This window comes from Bradyrhizobium sp. F1.13.3 (assembly GCF_040548265.1).
GTDB lineage: Bacteria > Pseudomonadota > Alphaproteobacteria > Rhizobiales > Xanthobacteraceae > Bradyrhizobium.
Window position 1 is genome coordinate 1 of record NZ_JBEPRI010000029.1, and the last position, 17970, is coordinate 17970.

Genomic DNA, 17970 nt, shown 5'->3' on the forward strand with positions numbered 1-17970 from the left:
ACCGGCGTGCGCTCCAACCTGTCGCTGCTCGATCGCCAGCAGGCGTTCGGCTACAGCCAGGAAGACATCACCATCCTGATGACGCCGATGGCCTCCACCGGCGAGGAAGCCGCAGGCTCGATGGGCAACGACACGCCGATCTCGGCGCTGTCGGCCAAGGCCAAGCCGCTGTTCACCTACTTCAAGCAGAACTTCGCACAGGTCACCAACCCGCCGATCGACCCGATCCGCGAGGAGCTGGTGATGAGCCTCGTCTCCATCATCGGACCGCGGCCGAACCTGTTCGACCTGCAAGGCCTTGCCACCACAAAGCGCCTCGAAGCGCGCCAGCCGATCCTGACCGACGCGGACCTCGAAAAAATCCGCTCGATCTCAGACGTCGCTGAGTCGCACTTCAAGTCGCGCACGCTGGACACCACCTTCCACGCCGGCCTCGGCGCGGCCGGCATGGACCAGGTGCTGGACGAGCTCTGCGCGCGCGCCGAGAGCGCGGTGCGCGAGGGCGTCAATATCATCATCCTGTCCGATCGCATGGTCGGCACCGACCGGGTTCCGATCCCGTCGCTGCTGGCGTGCGCCGCCGTGCATCATCATTTGATCCGTACGGGATTGCGCACCTCGGTCGGCCTCGTCGTCGAGTCCGGCGAGCCGCGCGAAGTGCATCACTTCGCCTGCCTGGCCGGCTACGGCGCGGAAGCGATCAATCCCTATCTCGCGTTCGAGACCATCATCGCGATGAAGGACCGCCTGCCCGGCTCGCTCGACGACTACGAGATCGTCAAGCGCTACATCAAGTCGATCGGAAAGGGCCTGCTCAAGGTGATGTCCAAGATGGGCATCTCGACCTACCAGTCCTATTGCGGCGCGCAGATCTTTGACGCCATCGGTCTCAAGGCGGAATTCGTCGGAAAATTCTTCGCCGGCACGCATACCCGCGTCGAGGGCGTCGGTCTTGGCGAGATTGCCGAAGAGGCGGTGCGCCGTCATGCCGACGCGTTCGGCGAGGCTCTCGTTTACAAGACCTCGCTCGATGTCGGCGGCGAATACGCCTATCGCAGCCGCGGCGAGGACCATGCATGGACCGCCGAGTCGGTGGGGCTGCTCCAGCACGCCGCGCGCGGCAATTCGCTGGAACGCTACCGTGCTTTCGCCAAGATCCTCAACGAGCAGTCGGAGCGTCTCCTGACGCTGCGCGGCCTGTTCCGGATCAAGAACGCGGACGAGGAGAAGCGCAAGCCGTTGCCGCTCGACCAGGTCGAGCCGGCCAAGGACATCGTCAAGCGTTTCGCCACCGGCGCGATGAGCTTCGGCTCGATCTCGCGCGAGGCGCACACCACGCTCGCGATTGCCATGAACCGGATCGGCGGCAAGTCGAACACCGGCGAAGGCGGCGAGGAAGCCGACCGCTTCAAGCCGATGCCGAACGGCGACAGCATGCGCTCGGCGATCAAGCAGGTCGCCTCCGGCCGCTTCGGCGTCACCACGGAGTATCTCGTCAACTCCGACATGATGCAGATCAAGATGGCGCAGGGCGCCAAGCCCGGCGAAGGCGGCCAGTTGCCCGGCCACAAGGTGGACGCGACCATCGCAAAGGTCCGGCACTCGACGCCGGGCGTCGGCCTGATCTCGCCGCCGCCGCACCACGACATCTACTCGATCGAGGATCTGGCGCAGCTCATCTACGACCTCAAGAACGTCAACCCGGACGGCGCGGTTTCGGTCAAGCTGGTCTCCGAGATCGGGGTCGGCACGGTTGCCGCGGGCGTCGCCAAGGCGCGCGCCGACCATGTCACCATCGCGGGCTTCGAGGGCGGCACCGGCGCTTCGCCGCTGACCTCGATCAAGCACGCCGGGTCACCGTGGGAGATCGGCCTCGCCGAAACCCACCAGACGCTGGTGCGGGAGCGGCTGCGCAGCCGCATCGTGGTCCAGGTCGACGGCGGCTTCCGCACCGGGCGTGACGTCGTGATCGGAGCGCTGCTCGGCGCCGACGAGTTCGGCTTCGCCACCGCGCCCTTGATCGCGGCCGGCTGCATCATGATGCGCAAGTGCCATCTCAACACCTGCCCGGTCGGCGTCGCGACCCAGGACCCCGTCCTGCGCAAGCGCTTCACCGGCCAGCCCGAGCATGTGATCAACTACTTCTTCTTCGTCGCCGAGGAGGTCCGCGAGATCATGGCCTCGCTCGGCTTCCGCAGCTTCAACGAGATGATCGGCCAGGTGCAGCTGCTCGACCAGACCAAGCTGGTCGCGCACTGGAAGGCCAAGGGGCTCGATTTCTCCAAGCTCTTCGTCAAGCAGAAGGAAGAGAAGGGCCAGAAGATCTATCACTCCGAGCGCCAGAACCATCATCTGGAAGCGGTGCTCGATCGCACGCTGATCGAGCAGGCAACGCCTGCGCTCGACCGCGGTGCGCCGGTGAAGATCGAGGCCAAGATCAACAGCACCAACCGCTCCGCGGGCGCGATGCTGTCGGGTGCGGTCGCCAAGATCTACGGCCATGCCGGCCTGCCGCATGAGACCATCCATGTCAGCCTCAAGGGCACCGCCGGCCAGGCCTTCGGCGCGTGGCTGGCGCAAGGCGTCACCTTCGAGCTCGAAGGCGAAGCCAACGACTATGTCGGCAAGGGTCTCTCGGGCGGCAAGATCATCGTCAAGCCGCCGGCCAACAGCGGCATCGTGCCGGAAGAGAGCATCATCGTCGGCAACACCGTGATGTACGGCGCCATTCAAGGCGAGTGCTACTTCCGCGGCATCGCCGGCGAGCGATTTGCCGTGCGCAATTCCGGCGCGGTGGCGGTGGTCGAGGGCGCGGGCGATCATTGCTGCGAATACATGACCGGCGGCATCGTGGTCGTGCTCGGCAAGACCGGGCGCAACTTCGCGGCCGGCATGTCCGGCGGCATCGCCTATGTGCTGGACGAGACCGGCGACTTCGACAGGCTGTGCAACATGGCGATGGTCGAGCTCGAGCCGGTGCTGTCGGAAGAGCTGATCAACGCCGGCACCTACCACCACTCCGGTGACCTCGAGGCGCACGGCCGGGTTGACGTGTTCAAGGACCTGCTCGCCTCCGACGTCGAGCGGCTCCACGTTCTGATCACGCGCCATGCCAAGGCGACCGGCTCCAGGCGTGCCGCCGACATCCTGGCCAACTGGAAGGACTGGCTGCCCAAATTCCGCAAGGTGATGCCGGTCGAATACCGGCGCGCGCTGCGCGAAATGGCCGCCAACGCGGACGCCGAGCCGAAAATCGCGATCGGGGCGTAAGAAATATCAGCGCCCGTCATTGCGAGCGTAGCGAAGCAATCCAGACTTTCTCCTCGGATGCAGACTGGATTGCTTCGTCGCTTCGCTCCTCGCAATGACGGTGAGAAGGCAACAAACGAATTTAAGCGGCAGGGACTTCGGGTTTAATGGGCAAGATCACGGGTTTTCTCGAAATCGAACGGCATGACCGCAAGTACACCCCGGTCGCCGAGCGCGTGAAGCATTTCCACGAGTTCGTCGTTCCTCTCTCCGAGAAGGAAACGCGCGACCAGGCCGCGCGCTGCATGAACTGCGGCATTCCCTATTGCCACGGCACCGGCTCGGTCTCGCCCGGCACGCCCGGCTGCCCGGTCAACAACCAGATCCCGGACTGGAACGATCTCGTCTATCAGGGCAACTGGGAAGAAGCCTCGCGCAATCTGCACTCGACCAACAATTTCCCGGAGTTCACGGGGCGCATCTGTCCGGCGCCGTGTGAAGCCTCCTGCACGCTCAACATCGACGACAACCCCGTCACCATCAAGACCATCGAATGCGCGATCGTCGACCGCGCCTGGGACAATGGCTGGCTGAAGCCGGAAGTGGCGGCCGTGAAGACCGGCAAGAAGGTCGCGGTGATCGGCTCGGGTCCGGCCGGCATGGCCTGCGCGCAGCAGCTCGCGCGCGCCGGCCACGACGTGCATCTGTTCGAGAAGTTCGCCAAGGCCGGCGGCCTGCTGCGCTACGGCATCCCCGACTTCAAGATGGAAAAGAACGTCATCGACCGCCGCGTCGCGCAGATGGAAGGCGAAGGCGTCACCTTCCACTACAACAGCCATGTCGGCGTCGACGGCAATATCGACCCGCGCGAGATGCTCAACGAGTACGACGCCGTGGCGCTGACCGGCGGCGCCGAAGCCCCGCGCGACCTGCCGATCCCCGGCCGCGACCTTGCCGGCATCCACTACGCCATGGACTTCCTGCCGCAGCAGAACCGCCGCGTGTCCAATGAACCGTTGAACGGCGTCCAGGAGATTTTGGCCGGCGGCAAGCATGTCGTCGTCATCGGCGGCGGCGACACCGGATCCGACTGCATCGGCACCTCGCTGCGCCAGGGCGCGCTCTCGGTGACCCAGCTCGAGATCATGCCCGCACCGCCGGAGCACGAGAACAAGGGACTGACCTGGCCGAACTGGCCGCTGAAGATGCGGACGTCCTCGAGCCAGGCCGAAGGCGCGATCCGCGAATTCGCCGTGTTGACGCAGAAGTTCACGGGCGAGAACGGCAAGGTCAAGAAGCTGCACTGCGTGCGCGTCGACGACAAGTTCAAGGCGATCGCCGGCACCGAGTTCGAGCTCGACGCCGATCTCGTCCTGCTCGCGATGGGCTTCGTCCATCCCGTGCACGAAGGCCTGCTCAAGATGCTCTCGGTCGAGCTCGACCCGCGCGGCAACGTCAAGGCCAACACGCTCGACTACCAGACCTCGCGCCCGAACGTGTTCACGGCAGGCGACATGCGCCGCGGCCAATCACTGGTGGTCTGGGCCATCCGCGAGGGCCGGCTGTGCGCCCGGTCGATCGATACGTTCCTGATGGGAAAGACGGATCTGCCGCGCTGAGTCGGCGCGAGCCGCCCAAGCTCGAAGGCAGACAATAAATCCGCTGTCGTCCTGGCGAAAGCCAGGACCCATACCGCGTGATCCCTCGATCGTTGGCCGGTCGCAATACCAAACGACGAGTCTTCGCCAAACTACTCCCTGGGGTAATGGGTCCTGGCTTTCGCCAGGACGACACCTCGGGCTTGGCTTCGCCAATCGCAACGACCATGCGCGCTAATTCTGCAGCCTCACCCCCAGCATCACCACCGTGCCCTGCGAGCTTGACCCCGGCTGGTTCGAATCCAGGATGTCGTGGCGGAGCGTGCCCTTGATCCAGATGTTGCGGTTGAGCTTGTAGATCAGATTGCTTTCGAACGAGTAGGTCTTGTCGTTGCGATTCTGGCCCTGGTAGTCGTAGGTGCCGTAGGTGAATTTGCCCACTGCCGTTAGCCAGCGACGGAAATCGTGATCGACTTCGGCGGCGTAGGTGTGCACCAGCACGCCGGAGGAGCCGGGGACGGTGGTCTCGGCGATCTGCGTGTCGGTGGCGAATTTCACGGTGGTCAGGCCGCTTGCATTCCAGATCAGTGAGCCCGAGGTCAGGAAGCCCGCGAGCTGGCTGAGGCGCGGATCGACATAGTTGCGCGCGGAGTAGCCGACCGAGACCTCGCCGATGAGAATGCGCGAGAACTCGAAGGACGTGCCGACCTTGGCGTAGCCGCCGTTCGAATCGCGGAAATAGCCGTTGCGGTCGGCGGCCCGGTCGTGCACGCGGGTGTCGCCCTGGATCTCGACGAACGGCTTCAGGCCCGGCTTGAGATCGTAGGAGAACCGTCCGACGCCGCCATACTGGTTGAAGTCGCGATCGTCGTTGCTGAAGGTCGATCCGTCGGTCAGCTTTGAGTTGGTATAGGCAGTGCGGTCCACGGTGGCGCCGGCCGCGACCTGGAAGCGGTTGAAGCTCTGGTCGAAGCCGACGGTCGTGCCATAGGCGGCGTAAACAGGATATTTTTGCAGGCCGGCCTGCACGTTCGGGCTGCCGGGATTGTCCGTGGCGAGCCGCAGGCGCAGCTGCGTGGTCAGCTTGAGATCGCGATTGACGTCGATGCGGCCGTCGACATGGCCGGTGAAGTCGGGGCGGTCAACCTCGACCGGCGAAGGCGAGGCAAAGCCGTCGATCGTCGCCGGCATGTTGTTGGTGTAGCCGGAGAACGAGCCGCGCAGATCCGCGACCAGTGCGTGGCGCTCCCAGTCGGACGCCACGAGCAGATCGGGCGCGACGACATAGGCCGGCGAGCCGACTGGCTTGTTTAGGCGCGCCGGGTTGGTGTCGTAGCCGGTGGAGAGCTCGAGCCCGCCCTTGATCAGGAAGCTGCCGGCATAGTCGCCGACCGCGCCGAACGCATCCTCGTCGAGCTTGAGGCGGCGGCGCAGCGGCTGGCCGGGCACGTTGCCGGCCAGCGCCGGCGGCACCGGCGCTTTGTTTGCGGAGGCGGACGGCGGCGGCGCGATCTTCGGCGGGCCGAGCGTGGATGGCGGCGGCGTTGTAGTCGGTGCCCGCGAGCCGGGACCGGCAGGGCGCTTCGGCTTGGGCTGACCCGGATAGAGCTTCGGCTGCAGCCGCTTTCGGTTCAGCGAGTCGTAGCCGGAGCTGCTCGCACCACTGGCGGCAGGCAGGCCATAGGTCGGGACCTGGCCGGTCGGGTTCTGGTTGGTCGGGTTTTGGCCGGGGCGCGCCGGCGTCTGCTGGCGCTTGCGCAAATCGGAGTTGGGATCGGGCAGCGCCGGCAGCGCATCCGACGGCGCCTGCGGCACGCCCGCGGTGCGGCGCGTCGGCAGCGTGTCGGGCGAGGCGAAGCCACCGCGGTTGGGACTGAACAGGTCGGGGGTGAGGCTCTGGGCCGCCACGGGGGCGCTTCCAAGGACCGTCAGCGCAAAGCACGGCAAAGCCGCGCGCAGGAAATGCGCGCGTTTGCTCCGGCTCGAGCCTGGAGACGACCCCACGATGGAAGAACTCCAACGAAATCAAACACTTTCGCGATTATCCCCACCGATCGGCGGGAACCATCGTTAATGGAGTTAAAACAATTATGGTTAACGACCGGTTGAGGGTCGGGCCGCCCTCGTCGCATGCAAGACCGTGGCGTGCTAAGCAGGCACCAACGGGCGAACGCCCCTCCTCCCTGGACCAGAACATGCCGAGTTCGAAACCGCTGATGACCCAATCATCCGGCCCCATTCCCGACAGCGTCGAATCCGCACTCCGCACGCTGGAAACGGAGAGCGGCGGCATCAACGCGCTCGCTGCCGCCCTGCGCGGCCCGCTTGGCGCGAGCTTCGCCCAGGCGGTCGATCTGATCCGCAACGCGAAGGGCCGCGTCATCGTCACCGGGCTCGGCAAGTCGGGTCATATGGGCCGTAAGATCGCGGCGACGCTGGCCTCGACCGGCACGCCCGCCTTCTTCGTCCACACCGCCGAAGCCGCCCATGGCGATCTCGGCATGATCACCACCGATGACGTCATCATGGCGCTGTCCTGGTCCGGCGAGCAGCCGGAGATGAAGACCCTCGTGAACTATTCCGCAAGGTTCGCCATCCCCATGATTGCGGTGACGTCGAACGCGGCGTCCTCGCTGGGACAAGCGGCCGACATCGTCCTCGAGCTGCCAAAGGCGCGCGAGGCCTGCCCGCACAATCTGGCCCCGACCACCTCGACGATGATGCAGGTCGCGATCGGCGATGCCATCGCGATCGCGCTGCTCGAGGGCCGCGGTTTCACCGCGCTGGAGTTCGCGCATTTCCACCCCGGCGGCAAGCTAGGGGCGATGCTGAAATTCGTCCGCGACTACATGCGCACCGGTGCGGAGATCCCCGTCAAGCCGCTCGGCACCAAGATGTCGGACGCGGTGATGGAGATGTCGGCCAAGGGCCTCGGCTGCGTCTGCATCGTCAACGATGCGGCCGAGGCTGTCGGCATCATCACCGACGGTGACCTGCGCCGCCACATGCGACCGGACCTGCTGACGGCGTCGGTCGACGACGTCATGACCAGGCAACCGAAGACAGTGCCGCCCTCGATGCTCGCCACCGAGATGATCGAGGTGCTCAACACCCGCAAGATCACGACGCTGGTCGTGACCGAGGCGGACAAGGTGGTCGGTATCGTGCATCTGCACGATCTGCTGCGGGCGGGCGTGGCGTAGCGCGTCCCTTTCTCTTTCGTCATTGCGAGCGCAGCGAAGCAATCCAGACTGCCTCTGCGGAAAGATTCTGGATTGCTTCGCTACGCTCGCAATGACGGCGGTTAGAGCGGCGCCGGAAACCGCGCCGCCGTCTCCTCCAGCGGCAATCTCAGCCCGTTCGCCAGGTACGAGACCGTGCGGTAGAAGCCGCACAGCAGCATAATCTCCAGGATCTGCGCCTCGTCGTAATGCGCCGACAGCGCGGCGAACTCGGCGTCGTCAAACGTCGCACGGTGATGCAGCGCGTCGACGGCGGCGATCAGCGCCTGCTCGGCCGGGGACCAGCACGGCGACGTCGCATCGCCCTGCACGGTGGCCCGCACCTCCGGCTCGCTGAGCCCCGCCGGCACGGCAAAGATCGCGACGTGCACGCCCCATTCATATTCGCATTTGTTCAGCGCGCAGGTGCGGTCGATGACGATCTCGCGCTGGCGCAACGACAGCGGGCCGGGATCGAGCAGGCCGGCGGCGCGAAACTTGTTCCAGGCGCGGGTATGGCCCGCCATTACCCGGAACAGCAGCAGCGGCGGCGCACCGCGCATGATGCGGTCGAACTGCGCCTGAATCTCCGGGGGATAAGGCGGGGTGAGCGGGGCAATGCGCGGCGGGGCCTGGGACATTGGCTGTCTCCTTTGCTACATTTATTGTAGCAACACGCTACATTATTTGTAGCAGTGTGCAAGAGGGCCACGATGGCGAAACAGACCTCCCCCAGATCGCGCAACGTCCGTGGCTCGCGCTCCGGGCGACCGATCATGGCGCTGCTCGACATCCTGGGGCGACGCTGGAGCCTGCGAATCCTGTGGGAATTGCGCGACGCCCCCCTCACCTCGCGCGCATTGCGAACCGCCTGCGACGAGGCCTCGCCGACGGTGCTGCAGGCGCGGTTGGACGATTTGCGCGAGGCCGGATTCGTGGAACTCGGCGAAGCCAGCGGTTACGGGCTGACGGCGCTCGGGCGAGAATTGTGCGAGACGTTCATGCCGCTGCACCGGTTTGCGGAGAGGTGGCGCAGCAAGAGCGGCGCGTAAGTCTGGCGATGCCGTCCCGGCAAGCTCGTCTACGCCGCCGCAACCGTCAGATTCGCACCGTCCACCTGCACCACCTTCACACGCGTGCCCGCCGGCGTATCCGGACCGGCGACGCGCCAGACCGTGTCGCCGATACGCATGGTGCCGTTGCCGTCGACGATCGGCTTCTCCAGCGTGAACTCGCGGCCGAGCAGCGCATCCGCGCGCTTGTTGAGGAATGGGCTCGCGCTCGCATCAGACTTCGGACGGGCGAGGCGGCGCCACACCGGCACCGCGGCGGCAGCGAAGATCGCGAACATCACGAGCTGGATCTGCCAGGATATCGCTACTCCGAACGAGATCAGCCCGACCAGCAACGCGGCGAGCCCGAGCCAGAACAGGAAGATTCCCGGCGCCAGCACCTCCAGCGCCATCAGGGCGAAGCCGAAGATCAGCCAGTTCCAGGTGCCGAGCGATACGAACATGTCGGTCATGACACGACCTCTTTGAAATGACGCATGCCCTTGTCGGAAAACCGGTGTCCACTTTTCCGGGGCATGCGCTTTACCCCTGCCGCGGCGGCACCGCCGGCGGCGTCGGACTGGACGACGGCACCGAGCCGCGGCGGGCGGCAGCGGCCGCGGACGCTGCGCTTTCGCCGAACGTCGCCTTGGCGATCTCGCCGATGCCGGCGAGCGAGCCCAGCATGCTCATCGCTTCGACCGGAAGCATGATGACCTTCTGGTTCGGCGACTCAGCCAGTTGCCCGAACGCCTTGATATATTTGTCGGCGATAAAATAGTTCAGCGCCGCGACGTCGCCCTTGGAGATCGCTTCGCTGACCATCTGCGTCGCCTTGGCCTCGGCTTCCGCCGACCGCTCGCGTGCTTCGGCGTCGCGGAAGGCGGCCTCGCGGCGACCTTCCGCCTGGAGAATTTGGCCCTGCTTGGCACCCTCCGCGCGCAGGATCTCGGACTGGCGTGCACCTTCGGCCTGAAGGATGTCGGCGCGTTTGACGCGCTCGGCCTTCATCTGTCGGCCCATGGCTTCGACGAGGTCCGCCGGCGGCACGATATCCTTGATCTCGATACGATTGACCTTGAGGCCCCAGGGCGAGACGGCGGCATCGACCACACGCAGCAGGCGCTCGTTGATTTCGTCACGGTGCGACAACACCTGATCGAGATCCATCGAGCCCATCACCGAACGGATGTTGGTCATGGTCAGAACGGTGACGGCCTGGGTCAGGTTGGAGACTTCGTAGCTCGCCTTGGCGGCGTCGAACACCTGAAAGAAGGCGACGCCGTCGACCGTCACGGTGGCGTTGTCCTTGGTGATCACCTCCTGCTCGGGAATGTCGATCACCTGCTCCATCATGTTGATCTTGCGTCCGACGCGATCGAAATAGGGCACGATCAGATTGAGCCCGGGGCTCAGGGTCTGGGTGTATTTGCCGAACCGCTCGATGGTCCAGTCATAGCCCTGCGGCACCGTTTTCACACCGGCCACCAACGTGACGATGACGAGCAAAACCAGCACAATCGCGAAAATGTCGAAACCGCTCATATTTCCTCCAAGGCGGGAAAGATTGTCGGGAAAAGACCCTTTTCCGCGCTGTCATTGGTCGGGATCACGACCCCAAGGGTTCAGTAAAGCGTTCAGTAAAGGATTCAGTGTTCAGCGGTCGTGGATGATTTCGGCATCGGCAGGATTCTACACAAGACGCCGGGATAAGGAATGGTCGCGATTATGTATTTGCGACGCGCTCTTGAAAGCGTGCCGGCGCAGACCTAGCGACAACGTTAACGAATCCGTCCATGCCGGCGGTCGCAGCCAAATCCTACTCGATGACCTCGTTCGCGGTTGCGAGCAGGCTTGGCGGAAGCGTGACGCCGATCGCCTTGGCCGTCTTCAAGTTGATCGCCAGCTCGAACGTGGTCGGATTCTGGACCGGCAAGTCGGCCGCCCGCGCACCCTTCAGAATGCGATCGATATAGGAGGCGGCGCGGCGGAGCTGCTCGGCGCTGTCGGTGCTGTAGGACATCAAGCCACCCTCGTCGACGAAGGTGCGGCTCCAGAACACTGCCGGCACACGCGCTTCGTTGATGGCCGCCAGGAGAAGCGCACGGTTGGACATGGTGAAGAAGTCCGGCAGCACCAGCAGGCCGCCGTCTTTCCGCGAAGCCAGGGCGACGATCGAGGCCGTGTCATGCACCGGCGCGGACTCCACCGTCACATCGAGCGCGCGGCCAGCGTCCTCAATCGTACCCAGCATCAGGGGCGCGAACGGCGCGGTGGCGGGATTGTAGACCACGAACACACGGGACGGTCTTGGCGTGACCTGCGTCAGCATCTCCAGCCATTTGCCGGCCAGCGGGCCGTCGTAATCGGTGAAGCCGGTGACATTGCCGCCGGGATGAGCGAGATTCTGGACAAAGCCCTGGCTGACAGGATCGGTGACGACGGCGAAAACGATCGGGATCGTCGTCGTGCGCCGGCGCAGCTCTTCCACCGAGGGCGTGCCGACCGCGAGCAGGATGTCGGGCTTGAGAGCGATCAGCTCATCGGCGAATTGCGCGATCCGTGCGCGGTCGCCGCCGCCGTTGCGCCAATCGATCTTGAGGTTGTCGCGCTCCTTCCAGCCATGACCGGCAAGCGCTTGGACCAGGACCGCGCTACGGGTCTGCCCGATCGCATCGTCGGCCGCAGTGACCGAGAGCACGCCGAGCCGGCGCGTCGCATTCGTTTGCGCCAGCACCGAGGCCGGCAGCGCCGCGGTCACCCCAAGAAGCGCCAGAACCTCGCGGCGGTTCATGGGGCGCTCCTCGGATCCAGGCTCACTATATCCAGCCCCGGAGCTCGCGAAGCACCAGCGTTCGGATCACGTTCATGCCGGGGTCGCTGTCGTTGAGGCAGGGGATCGCGGAAAACTGCTCGCCGCCATTGTGCTCGAAGATCTCGGCATTCTCCTGCGCGATCTCCTCCAGCGTCTCAAGGCAATCGGCGGAAAACCCCGGCGTGATCACCGCGATGCGGCGCACGCCCTCTTTCGCCAGACGCTCCATGGTCTTGTCGGTGTAGGGCTGCAGCCACTCGTCGAATCCGAAGCGCGACTGGAAGGTCAGCAGCAGTTTCGTCTCGTCCATGCCGAGCCGGCGCCGCAGCGCCTCGGTGGTCGCGACGCACTGGCTCTGATACGGGTCCCCCTTGTCGACGTAGGCCTTCGGCATGCCGTGGAAGGAGGCGACGATCAGCTCCGGCTTGAACGGCAGGCTCGCCAGATGCGTCTCGATCGAGGTGGCGAGCGCCTCGATATAGGCTTCGTCCTCGTAATAAGGCGGCGTCACCCGCAGCGTCGGCTGCGCGCGCAGCCGCGCAAACACGCGAAACACCTCGTCGCAGACGGTGGCCGACGTCGCGGCGGAATATTGCGGATAGAGGGGTACGGCAAGGATGCGATCGCAGCCCTTCGCAATCAGGGCATCGATGCCCGACTTGATCGATGGATTGCCGTAGCGCATCGCCCACTCCACCGTGACCTGGTCGCGGTCCGACAGCATGGCTCCGAGCTTGTCGCTCTGCGAGCGCGTGATGGTCTTGAGCGGCGACTCGTTCTTCTCGGTGTTCCAGATCTTGAGATAGTCGCGCGCCTTGGCGCGGGGGCGGGTGCGCAGGATGATGCCGTTCAGCACCACCTTCCAGATCAAGCCCTGATTCTCGATGACGCGGGCGTCCGAGAGGAATTCCTTTAAATAGACCCGCACGCCGCGCGCGTCGGCGGTATCGGGCGTGCCGAGATTGACCAGGAGCACGCCGACGCGCGAGGGGGCGGGCTGCGTGGCCGGCATCGCGATCTGGGTGGGGGCGATTGTCATCATGATCCGTTGCGTCGCGCGTTGTTCCGAACTTGTCAAGATTGGGCCGGTTTCGCTAGGGTCCGTGCGCAGGGGGAAGAACCATGACGCTGGCGGAATGGTGCGTTTTCGGGGCGCTGCTGCTCTATCTCTTAACGATCGTCTCGATCAAATGGATCAGATTTCGCGGCTTCGACAATTCGCGGCCGCGCGATCCCGCCTTCTTCGAGGACGCCATCGCGCAGCGCGCGCTCGGCGCGCACCAGAACGGCATCGAGACCTTTCCGTTCTTCGCCTTCGCGGTGCTACTCGCCGAATACAGGGAGTCGCCGCAGCGCCTGATCGACGAGCTCGCGGTGCTGTTCCTGATCGTACGGATCGCCTATGTGCTGACCTATCTCGGCAACCGCCCGACGTTGCGCTCGATCCTCTGGAGCATCGGCTTTGCGATCAATCTCGGGATCTTCTTCATGCCCGCGTTGAAGCAGTTCTTGCCGGTGTGAGTTCGTGAAACCGTAGCCCGGATGGAGCGAAGCGTAATCCGGGGTCCCCTCCGCGGCGGCACTGTCCCGGATTGCGCTTTGCTCCATCCGGCTACAACGCCTGCCGCTCAAAAACACGTCGTCCGTTCGGCCGCGATGTAACCCAGCAACAGGCCTGCACCGAGCAGCAGCACGAGGCCGGCGGCGGCGAATTCGATGCCGCGCATGAACAGTGCGCCGCTGCCGTCGCGTCCGGCGCTCAGGCGGGCGGCGATGTCCTTTGCGGAGACGGCAATCACCGCGATGGCTGCGACCGTGATCGCGGTGCCAAGCCCCATCAGCAAGGTCGCGGCGATGCCGGCCCAGAACAGGCCTTGGGCCAGCGCAAACACCAGCACCAGGATCGCGCCCGAACAGGGACGGATGCCGACGGTGAGGATCGCGGCAAAGCCGCGTCCCCAGCCACCGGGGCCGGCGAGTTCGCTCGGCGTGGGGCCGTGGGAATGGCCGCAATGCTCGTCATGGACATGGTCATGCTGGTGGTGATGATGGGCGTGCGCATGATCGTGACCATGATGATCGTGCGTATCGTGATGGTGCTGACCTTGATCATGATGGTCATGCGGCACGCCCGCGATCGCCGGCACCGGCTGAACCGCCTGGAGGGCACGGATGAAAGTGCGGCCCTTGACCCAGACTAGGCGCAGGCCGAACAGCGCGATCAGGGCGTAGCTGGCGATCTCGATCGCGCCTTCCGCCTTGCACATGGTCTTGGCGGTCGCATTCAGCACCCAGGCCGAGATGCCGACGATCAGGATCGCCACCAGCGACTGCATCAGCGCGGAGGCAAACGACAGCACGATGCCGCGCCGGGCGGTCTCGCGATTGGCGACGAGATAGGAGGCGATCACCGCCTTGCCATGGCCGGGGCCGGCCGCGTGGAAGATGCCATAGGCGAACGAGATGAAGAGCAGCGTCCACACCGCCGAGCCGTCGGACTTCGCGGCGCGGATCGTCGCCGACATCTGGCGATAGAATTCCGATTGCTTGGCCAGCACCCAGCCGATGATGCCGCTGGCCTCGGGCTGGGCGGCTTGTGGCGAACGCGGCGCGCCGAACGGATTTTGCGCGAGGAGATCGTGGAGCGCCGCGTCGGCCACGGCCACAACGAGAAGAACGCCCGCGCAGACGGCGAGCCCGCGCCCGAGAGGCGTGAGTTTCGGCTTCAAGGACAATCCACCGTGATCTTGTTGGCGAACATCATGCCGAAATTCGAATTCTCGCCGTTCATGAAGGTCTGCTCGTTGAGCTTCTGGGCACTCGCGGTGCCGTCGCTCGGCCGGTCAAGTTTCATCTGGCAGCCGGCGGGCGCGCCAACCAGCTTGACCGGGTTGTCCTTGGCCATCTGGAAGTCGATGAAGAAGGAGCGGTCGAACACTTCGAGCATCAATTGCCTGGGCTTGACCGGGTTCTTAAGCGGCAGCGTGAAGTGCAGGGTCAGGACCGTATCCTTGTAGTCGAGGAAATAGTCGACCGGCTCCTGGAATCGCTCCTTCTTGCCGTCGGCTCGCGCGAAGGTGAAATAGGCATATTCCTTCAGCGACTCGACATTGGTCTGCGCCAGCGGCCCGAGCTCCTCGCGCGAATAGGTTCCCTTGGTCTTGCTCTCGAGCCCCTGCACCGCATAGGCGGAGAACATGTCGTCGAAGGTCCATGCATGGCGCACGCCGGTGATGGTGCCGTCGGGAGCGTAAAGCAGCTCGCTGGTCGCGGTGATCCAGACATGCGGATGCGCCCGCGCCGCGCCTGCCGCGAGCGACAGAGCGACGGCGAGCAGCAGTCCGAGAAGGGCGCGCATGCCCATCAGGCCGCCTTCGGGGTGTCGAGCAGGCCGCGGCGGCGCAAGAGCGCGTCGGGCTCCGGCGGCCGGCCGCGGAACGCCTCATAGGCGGCTTCCGGATCGACCGATCCGCCACTCGAGTAGATGTCGTCGTGCAAGCGCTTTGCGACGGCGGGATCGAAGATGTCGCCGGCTTCCTCGAACGCGCCGAAGGCGTCGGCATCCATCACCTCCGACCACATGTAGCTGTAATAGCCGGCCGCATAATGATCGCCGGTGAAGATGTGACCGAATTGCGTGGGACGGTGACGCAGCGATATCTCCTCGGGCATGCCGATCTTCTCCAGCTCGCGTCTCTCGAAGGCGCGGACATCCTGCGCGGCGGAGGCCGGCTGGGTGTGGAATTCGAGATCGATCAGCGCCGAGGAGACGAACTCGACGGTGGCAAAACCCTGGTTGAATTTTCGCGCAGCCAGGAACCGTTGCAGCAGATCGTCCGGCAGCGGCTCGCCGGTCTGATAATGGCGCGCGAACTGCTGCAGCACCTCCGGCCGCTCCTGCCAATGCTCGTAGAGCTGCGAGGGCAATTCGACGAAGTCGGTGAACACGGAGGTGCCCGACAGCGAGGGATAGGTCACGTTGGAAAGCATGCCGTGCAGGCCGTGGCCGAACTCGTGGAACAGGGTGCGGGCGTCGTCGGGCGACAGCAGCGAGGGTTCCCCATCCGCGCCCTTGGAGAAGTTGCAGATGTTGAGGATCAGCGGCGCGACCTCGCCGTCGAGCTTCTGCTGGTCGCGCAGCGAGGTCATCCAGGCGCCGGAGCGCTTCGACGGCCTGGCGAAGTAGTCGCCATAGAACAGCGCCTTGTGCTTGCCGTCCCGCCCCTTCATCTCCCAGACCCGGACGTCGGGATGCCAGACCGGCACATCCTTGCGCTCTTCGAAGGTGACGCCGAACAGGCGCGTGGCGCAGTCGAAGGCGGCGGCGATCATGTGGTCGAGCGCGAGATACGGTTTGATCGCGGCGTCGTCGAAATTGGCGCGCTGAAGGCGCAGCTTTTCGGCATAAAAGCGCCAGTCCCAGGGGGCCAGCTTGAAATTGCCGCCCTCCTCCGTGATCAGCGTCTGCATGTCGTCGCGGTCGGCGAGCGCCCGCGCCCGGGCGGGCTTCCAGACCCGCTCCAGAAGGCCGCGCACAGCTTCCGGCGTCTTGGCCATGGAATCCTCGAGCCGGTAGGCCGCGAAGGTCGGGTAGCCCAGGAGATTGGCGCTCTCTTCGCGCAGCTTCAGGACCTCGACGATGGTCGCGTTGTTGTCGTTGGCATTGCCGTTGTCGCCGCGCGCGGTGAAAGCCTTGTAGACCTTCTCGCGGAGGTCACGCCGGGCCGAGCTCTTCAGGAACTGTTCGACCGAGGAGCGCGACAGCGTGACGATGGCCTTGCCGGCCATGCCGCGTTCTTCCGCCGCAGCCTTGGCGCTGGCGACAAAACTCTCCGGCAGGCCCTGGCGGTCGGCTTCGCCGAGCTCCATGAACCATTCCTGCTCGTCGCCGAGCAGATGATGACTGAAGCTGGTGCCGAGCTGGGCGAGCCTCTCGTTGATCTCCGCCATCCGCGTCTTGGCCTCTTCGGAGAGGCCCGCGCCGGAGCGGTGGAAGCGGGTGTAGGTACGCTCGAGCAGGCGGAGCTGTTCCGGTGTCAGACCGAGATTGGCGCGGTTCTCGTGCAGCTGGGCGATGCGGCCAAACAGCACGGCGTTCATCATGATCGGATTCCAGTGCCGCGCCATCCGCAAGGAAACCTCCTTGTCGATCTCCAGGATGGCCGGGTTGGAATGCGCCGAGACGAGGTCGTAAAAGACTGACGCGACCTTGCTGAGCAGCTTGCCCGAGCGCTCCAGCGCCGTGATGGTGTTGGCGAAGTCGGCCGCGGTCGGGTCGTTGGTGATCGCGGCGATCTCGGCAGAGTGGTCCGCGAAGGCCTGCTCGAAGGCCGGCAGGAAGTGCTCCGGCTTGATCTCGTCGAAGGGCGGGGTCGCAAATGGCGTCACCCACGCCTTCAGCAGCGGGTTGGTCTCGGAGTCCGTAGTTTGGCGGGGTTCTGACATTACAAGTCCCGATTTGTGGCTCGATTGTTGCGGCCAGCTATAGCACGCGATGGGGCTTTTTTGGGCCATTTGCCCTTGCTCCCGGCTGCCTTTTCGGGGAGATTGCGGCCCTTCAAGCCTAGGACCCCTGAGCTCATGAACGCGACTTCCTCCTCTTCTCGTCGGATCGTCTGGCCGAGCGTCATCACCGTCATCAGCGCCGCCATCCTGATCGGCGCCGAGGTGTTCGGCGCGGCGTTTGCCGGCGGCTGGGCGCTCGCGATCCTGTTCGGGCTGGGCGAGCAGGGCACGCACATCCTTCAGGCCGCGCTGTTCGCGCTCGGCGTGCTCGTGATGACTGCCTTCATCCGCGCCGCTCAGCGCGTCGAGCCGTTCACGAAGCGCGGCTGAAGCGCGTACGCGCGCGAGAGACACGCGCGCTGAAAACTTAACGCGCGTTCATCTTCCGGGTCGCTCGCGCAACACTGCGCAAGCAGATGTTAGGCAATTCTGTTCGCAGTCTAAAAAATCTCTTGCGAAGCAGAGTCAAAACACTTATGTGCGGATTGCCCAATTTCGCACGTGCCTGTGGTCGTGTGTCAGTCGGTAGG

At 64.9% G+C, this 17970-nt stretch carries 15 protein-coding genes; 6 read left to right on the forward strand and 9 right to left on the reverse strand.

Annotation, left to right across the window (positions count from 1 at the left end; genetic code table 11):
* A partial coding sequence (gene gltB, locus ABIB66_RS40640) for a glutamate synthase large subunit (RefSeq protein ID WP_354259435.1) occupies nt 1-3270 on the forward strand: 3270 nt, incomplete at its 5' end.
* Nucleotides 3271-3416: 146 nt separating this feature from the next.
* Complete coding sequence (locus tag ABIB66_RS40645; protein WP_354208319.1) at nt 3417-4868, forward strand: glutamate synthase subunit beta; 1452 nt, start codon at nt 3417-3419, stop codon at nt 4866-4868.
* A gap of 213 nt (nt 4869-5081) precedes the next feature.
* Here the strand turns inward: ABIB66_RS40645 and ABIB66_RS40650 are convergent, their stop codons facing one another.
* Nucleotides 5082-6851 carry an outer membrane beta-barrel protein gene (locus ABIB66_RS40650; protein WP_354208320.1) on the reverse strand — a complete coding sequence of 590 codons (1770 nt, stop codon included), beginning with the start codon at nt 6849-6851 and terminating at the stop codon, nt 5082-5084.
* A 191-nt stretch (nt 6852-7042) separates the two neighbouring features.
* Between ABIB66_RS40650 and ABIB66_RS40655 the strand changes: the two genes are divergently transcribed.
* A complete protein-coding gene (locus ABIB66_RS40655) occupies nt 7043-8050 on the forward strand; it encodes a KpsF/GutQ family sugar-phosphate isomerase (protein WP_275171005.1) in 1008 nt (335 codons plus the stop codon).
* Between the two features lie 101 nt (nt 8051-8151).
* On the opposite strand, the gene ABIB66_RS40660 is transcribed toward ABIB66_RS40655, so the two are convergent.
* Nucleotides 8152-8709 carry a carboxymuconolactone decarboxylase family protein gene (locus ABIB66_RS40660; RefSeq protein ID WP_354208321.1) on the reverse strand — a complete coding sequence of 186 codons (558 nt, stop codon included), beginning with the start codon at nt 8707-8709 and terminating at the stop codon, nt 8152-8154.
* A gap of 72 nt (nt 8710-8781) precedes the next feature.
* Between ABIB66_RS40660 and ABIB66_RS40665 the strand changes: the two genes are divergently transcribed.
* On the forward strand, nt 8782-9120 hold the full coding sequence (locus ABIB66_RS40665) for a winged helix-turn-helix transcriptional regulator (RefSeq protein WP_354061287.1): 339 nt from the start codon (nt 8782-8784) through the stop codon (nt 9118-9120).
* A 29-nt stretch (nt 9121-9149) separates the two neighbouring features.
* On the opposite strand, the gene ABIB66_RS40670 is transcribed toward ABIB66_RS40665, so the two are convergent.
* The 4 genes from ABIB66_RS40670 to hemH form a co-directional block, all read right to left on the reverse strand.
* Entirely contained in the window at nt 9150-9593 is a 444-nt protein-coding gene (locus tag ABIB66_RS40670) for an NfeD family protein (RefSeq protein ID WP_354208322.1), read from the reverse strand.
* Nucleotides 9594-9663: 70 nt separating this feature from the next.
* A complete protein-coding gene (locus tag ABIB66_RS40675; RefSeq protein ID WP_354061283.1) occupies nt 9664-10665 on the reverse strand; it encodes an SPFH domain-containing protein in 1002 nt (333 codons plus the stop codon).
* Between the two features lie 274 nt (nt 10666-10939).
* Nucleotides 10940-11914, reverse strand: coding sequence for an ABC transporter substrate-binding protein (locus tag ABIB66_RS40680; protein WP_354208323.1), 975 nt, complete (start codon nt 11912-11914; stop codon nt 10940-10942).
* Between the two features lie 25 nt (nt 11915-11939).
* Nucleotides 11940-12974 carry a ferrochelatase gene (gene hemH, locus ABIB66_RS40685; protein WP_473318713.1) on the reverse strand — a complete coding sequence of 345 codons (1035 nt, stop codon included), beginning with the start codon at nt 12972-12974 and terminating at the stop codon, nt 11940-11942.
* Between the two features lie 83 nt (nt 12975-13057).
* Between hemH and ABIB66_RS40690 the strand changes: the two genes are divergently transcribed.
* Nucleotides 13058-13456 (forward strand): MAPEG family protein, encoded by a 399-nt coding sequence (locus ABIB66_RS40690; RefSeq protein ID WP_275170997.1) that lies wholly within the window; start codon nt 13058-13060, stop codon nt 13454-13456.
* A 107-nt stretch (nt 13457-13563) separates the two neighbouring features.
* On the opposite strand, the gene ABIB66_RS40695 is transcribed toward ABIB66_RS40690, so the two are convergent.
* Genes ABIB66_RS40695 through ABIB66_RS40705 form a run of 3 tightly spaced genes read right to left on the reverse strand, consistent with a single transcriptional unit; the run spans nt 13564 to nt 17380 of the window.
* On the reverse strand, nt 13564-14664 hold the full coding sequence (locus ABIB66_RS40695) for a nickel/cobalt transporter (RefSeq protein WP_354208325.1): 1101 nt from the start codon (nt 14662-14664) through the stop codon (nt 13564-13566).
* Nucleotides 14661-15299 carry a DUF1007 family protein gene (locus ABIB66_RS40700; protein ID WP_354208326.1) on the reverse strand — a complete coding sequence of 213 codons (639 nt, stop codon included), beginning with the start codon at nt 15297-15299 and terminating at the stop codon, nt 14661-14663. Before ABIB66_RS40700 ends, ABIB66_RS40695 begins: the two co-directional genes overlap by 4 nt.
* Complete coding sequence (locus tag ABIB66_RS40705) at nt 15299-17380, reverse strand: M3 family metallopeptidase (protein WP_354208327.1); 2082 nt, start codon at nt 17378-17380, stop codon at nt 15299-15301. Before ABIB66_RS40705 ends, ABIB66_RS40700 begins: the two co-directional genes overlap by 1 nt.
* Nucleotides 17381-17515: 135 nt before the next feature.
* On the opposite strand from ABIB66_RS40705, the gene ABIB66_RS40710 reads away from it, so the two are divergent.
* Nucleotides 17516-17770, forward strand: coding sequence for a hypothetical protein (locus ABIB66_RS40710; RefSeq protein WP_007597166.1), 255 nt, complete (start codon nt 17516-17518; stop codon nt 17768-17770).
* Nucleotides 17771-17970 lie beyond the last annotated feature (200 nt).

What these genes read in the sequence shown, in the direction of transcription:
- ABIB66_RS40645 (WP_354208319.1), top strand. Translation starts at nt 3,417, where the DNA reads ATGGGCAAGATCACGGGTTTTCTCGAAATCGAACGGCATGACCGCAAG.
- ABIB66_RS40655 (WP_275171005.1), top strand. Translation starts at nt 7,043, where the DNA reads ATGCCGAGTTCGAAACCGCTGATGACCCAATCATCCGGCCCCATTCCC.
- ABIB66_RS40660 (WP_354208321.1), bottom strand. Translation starts at nt 8,709, where the DNA reads ATGTCCCAGGCCCCGCCGCGCATTGCCCCGCTCACCCCGCCTTATCCC.
- ABIB66_RS40665 (WP_354061287.1), top strand. Translation starts at nt 8,782, where the DNA reads ATGGCGAAACAGACCTCCCCCAGATCGCGCAACGTCCGTGGCTCGCGC.
- ABIB66_RS40670 (WP_354208322.1), bottom strand. Translation starts at nt 9,593, where the DNA reads ATGACCGACATGTTCGTATCGCTCGGCACCTGGAACTGGCTGATCTTC.
- ABIB66_RS40675 (WP_354061283.1), bottom strand. Translation starts at nt 10,665, where the DNA reads ATGAGCGGTTTCGACATTTTCGCGATTGTGCTGGTTTTGCTCGTCATC.
- ABIB66_RS40680 (WP_354208323.1), bottom strand. Translation starts at nt 11,914, where the DNA reads ATGAACCGCCGCGAGGTTCTGGCGCTTCTTGGGGTGACCGCGGCGCTG.
- hemH (WP_473318713.1), bottom strand. Translation starts at nt 12,974, where the DNA reads ATGACAATCGCCCCCACCCAGATCGCGATGCCGGCCACGCAGCCCGCC.
- ABIB66_RS40690 (WP_275170997.1), top strand. Translation starts at nt 13,058, where the DNA reads ATGACGCTGGCGGAATGGTGCGTTTTCGGGGCGCTGCTGCTCTATCTC.
- ABIB66_RS40700 (WP_354208326.1), bottom strand. Translation starts at nt 15,299, where the DNA reads ATGGGCATGCGCGCCCTTCTCGGACTGCTGCTCGCCGTCGCTCTGTCG.
- ABIB66_RS40705 (WP_354208327.1), bottom strand. Translation starts at nt 17,380, where the DNA reads ATGTCAGAACCCCGCCAAACTACGGACTCCGAGACCAACCCGCTGCTG.
- ABIB66_RS40710 (WP_007597166.1), top strand. Translation starts at nt 17,516, where the DNA reads ATGAACGCGACTTCCTCCTCTTCTCGTCGGATCGTCTGGCCGAGCGTC.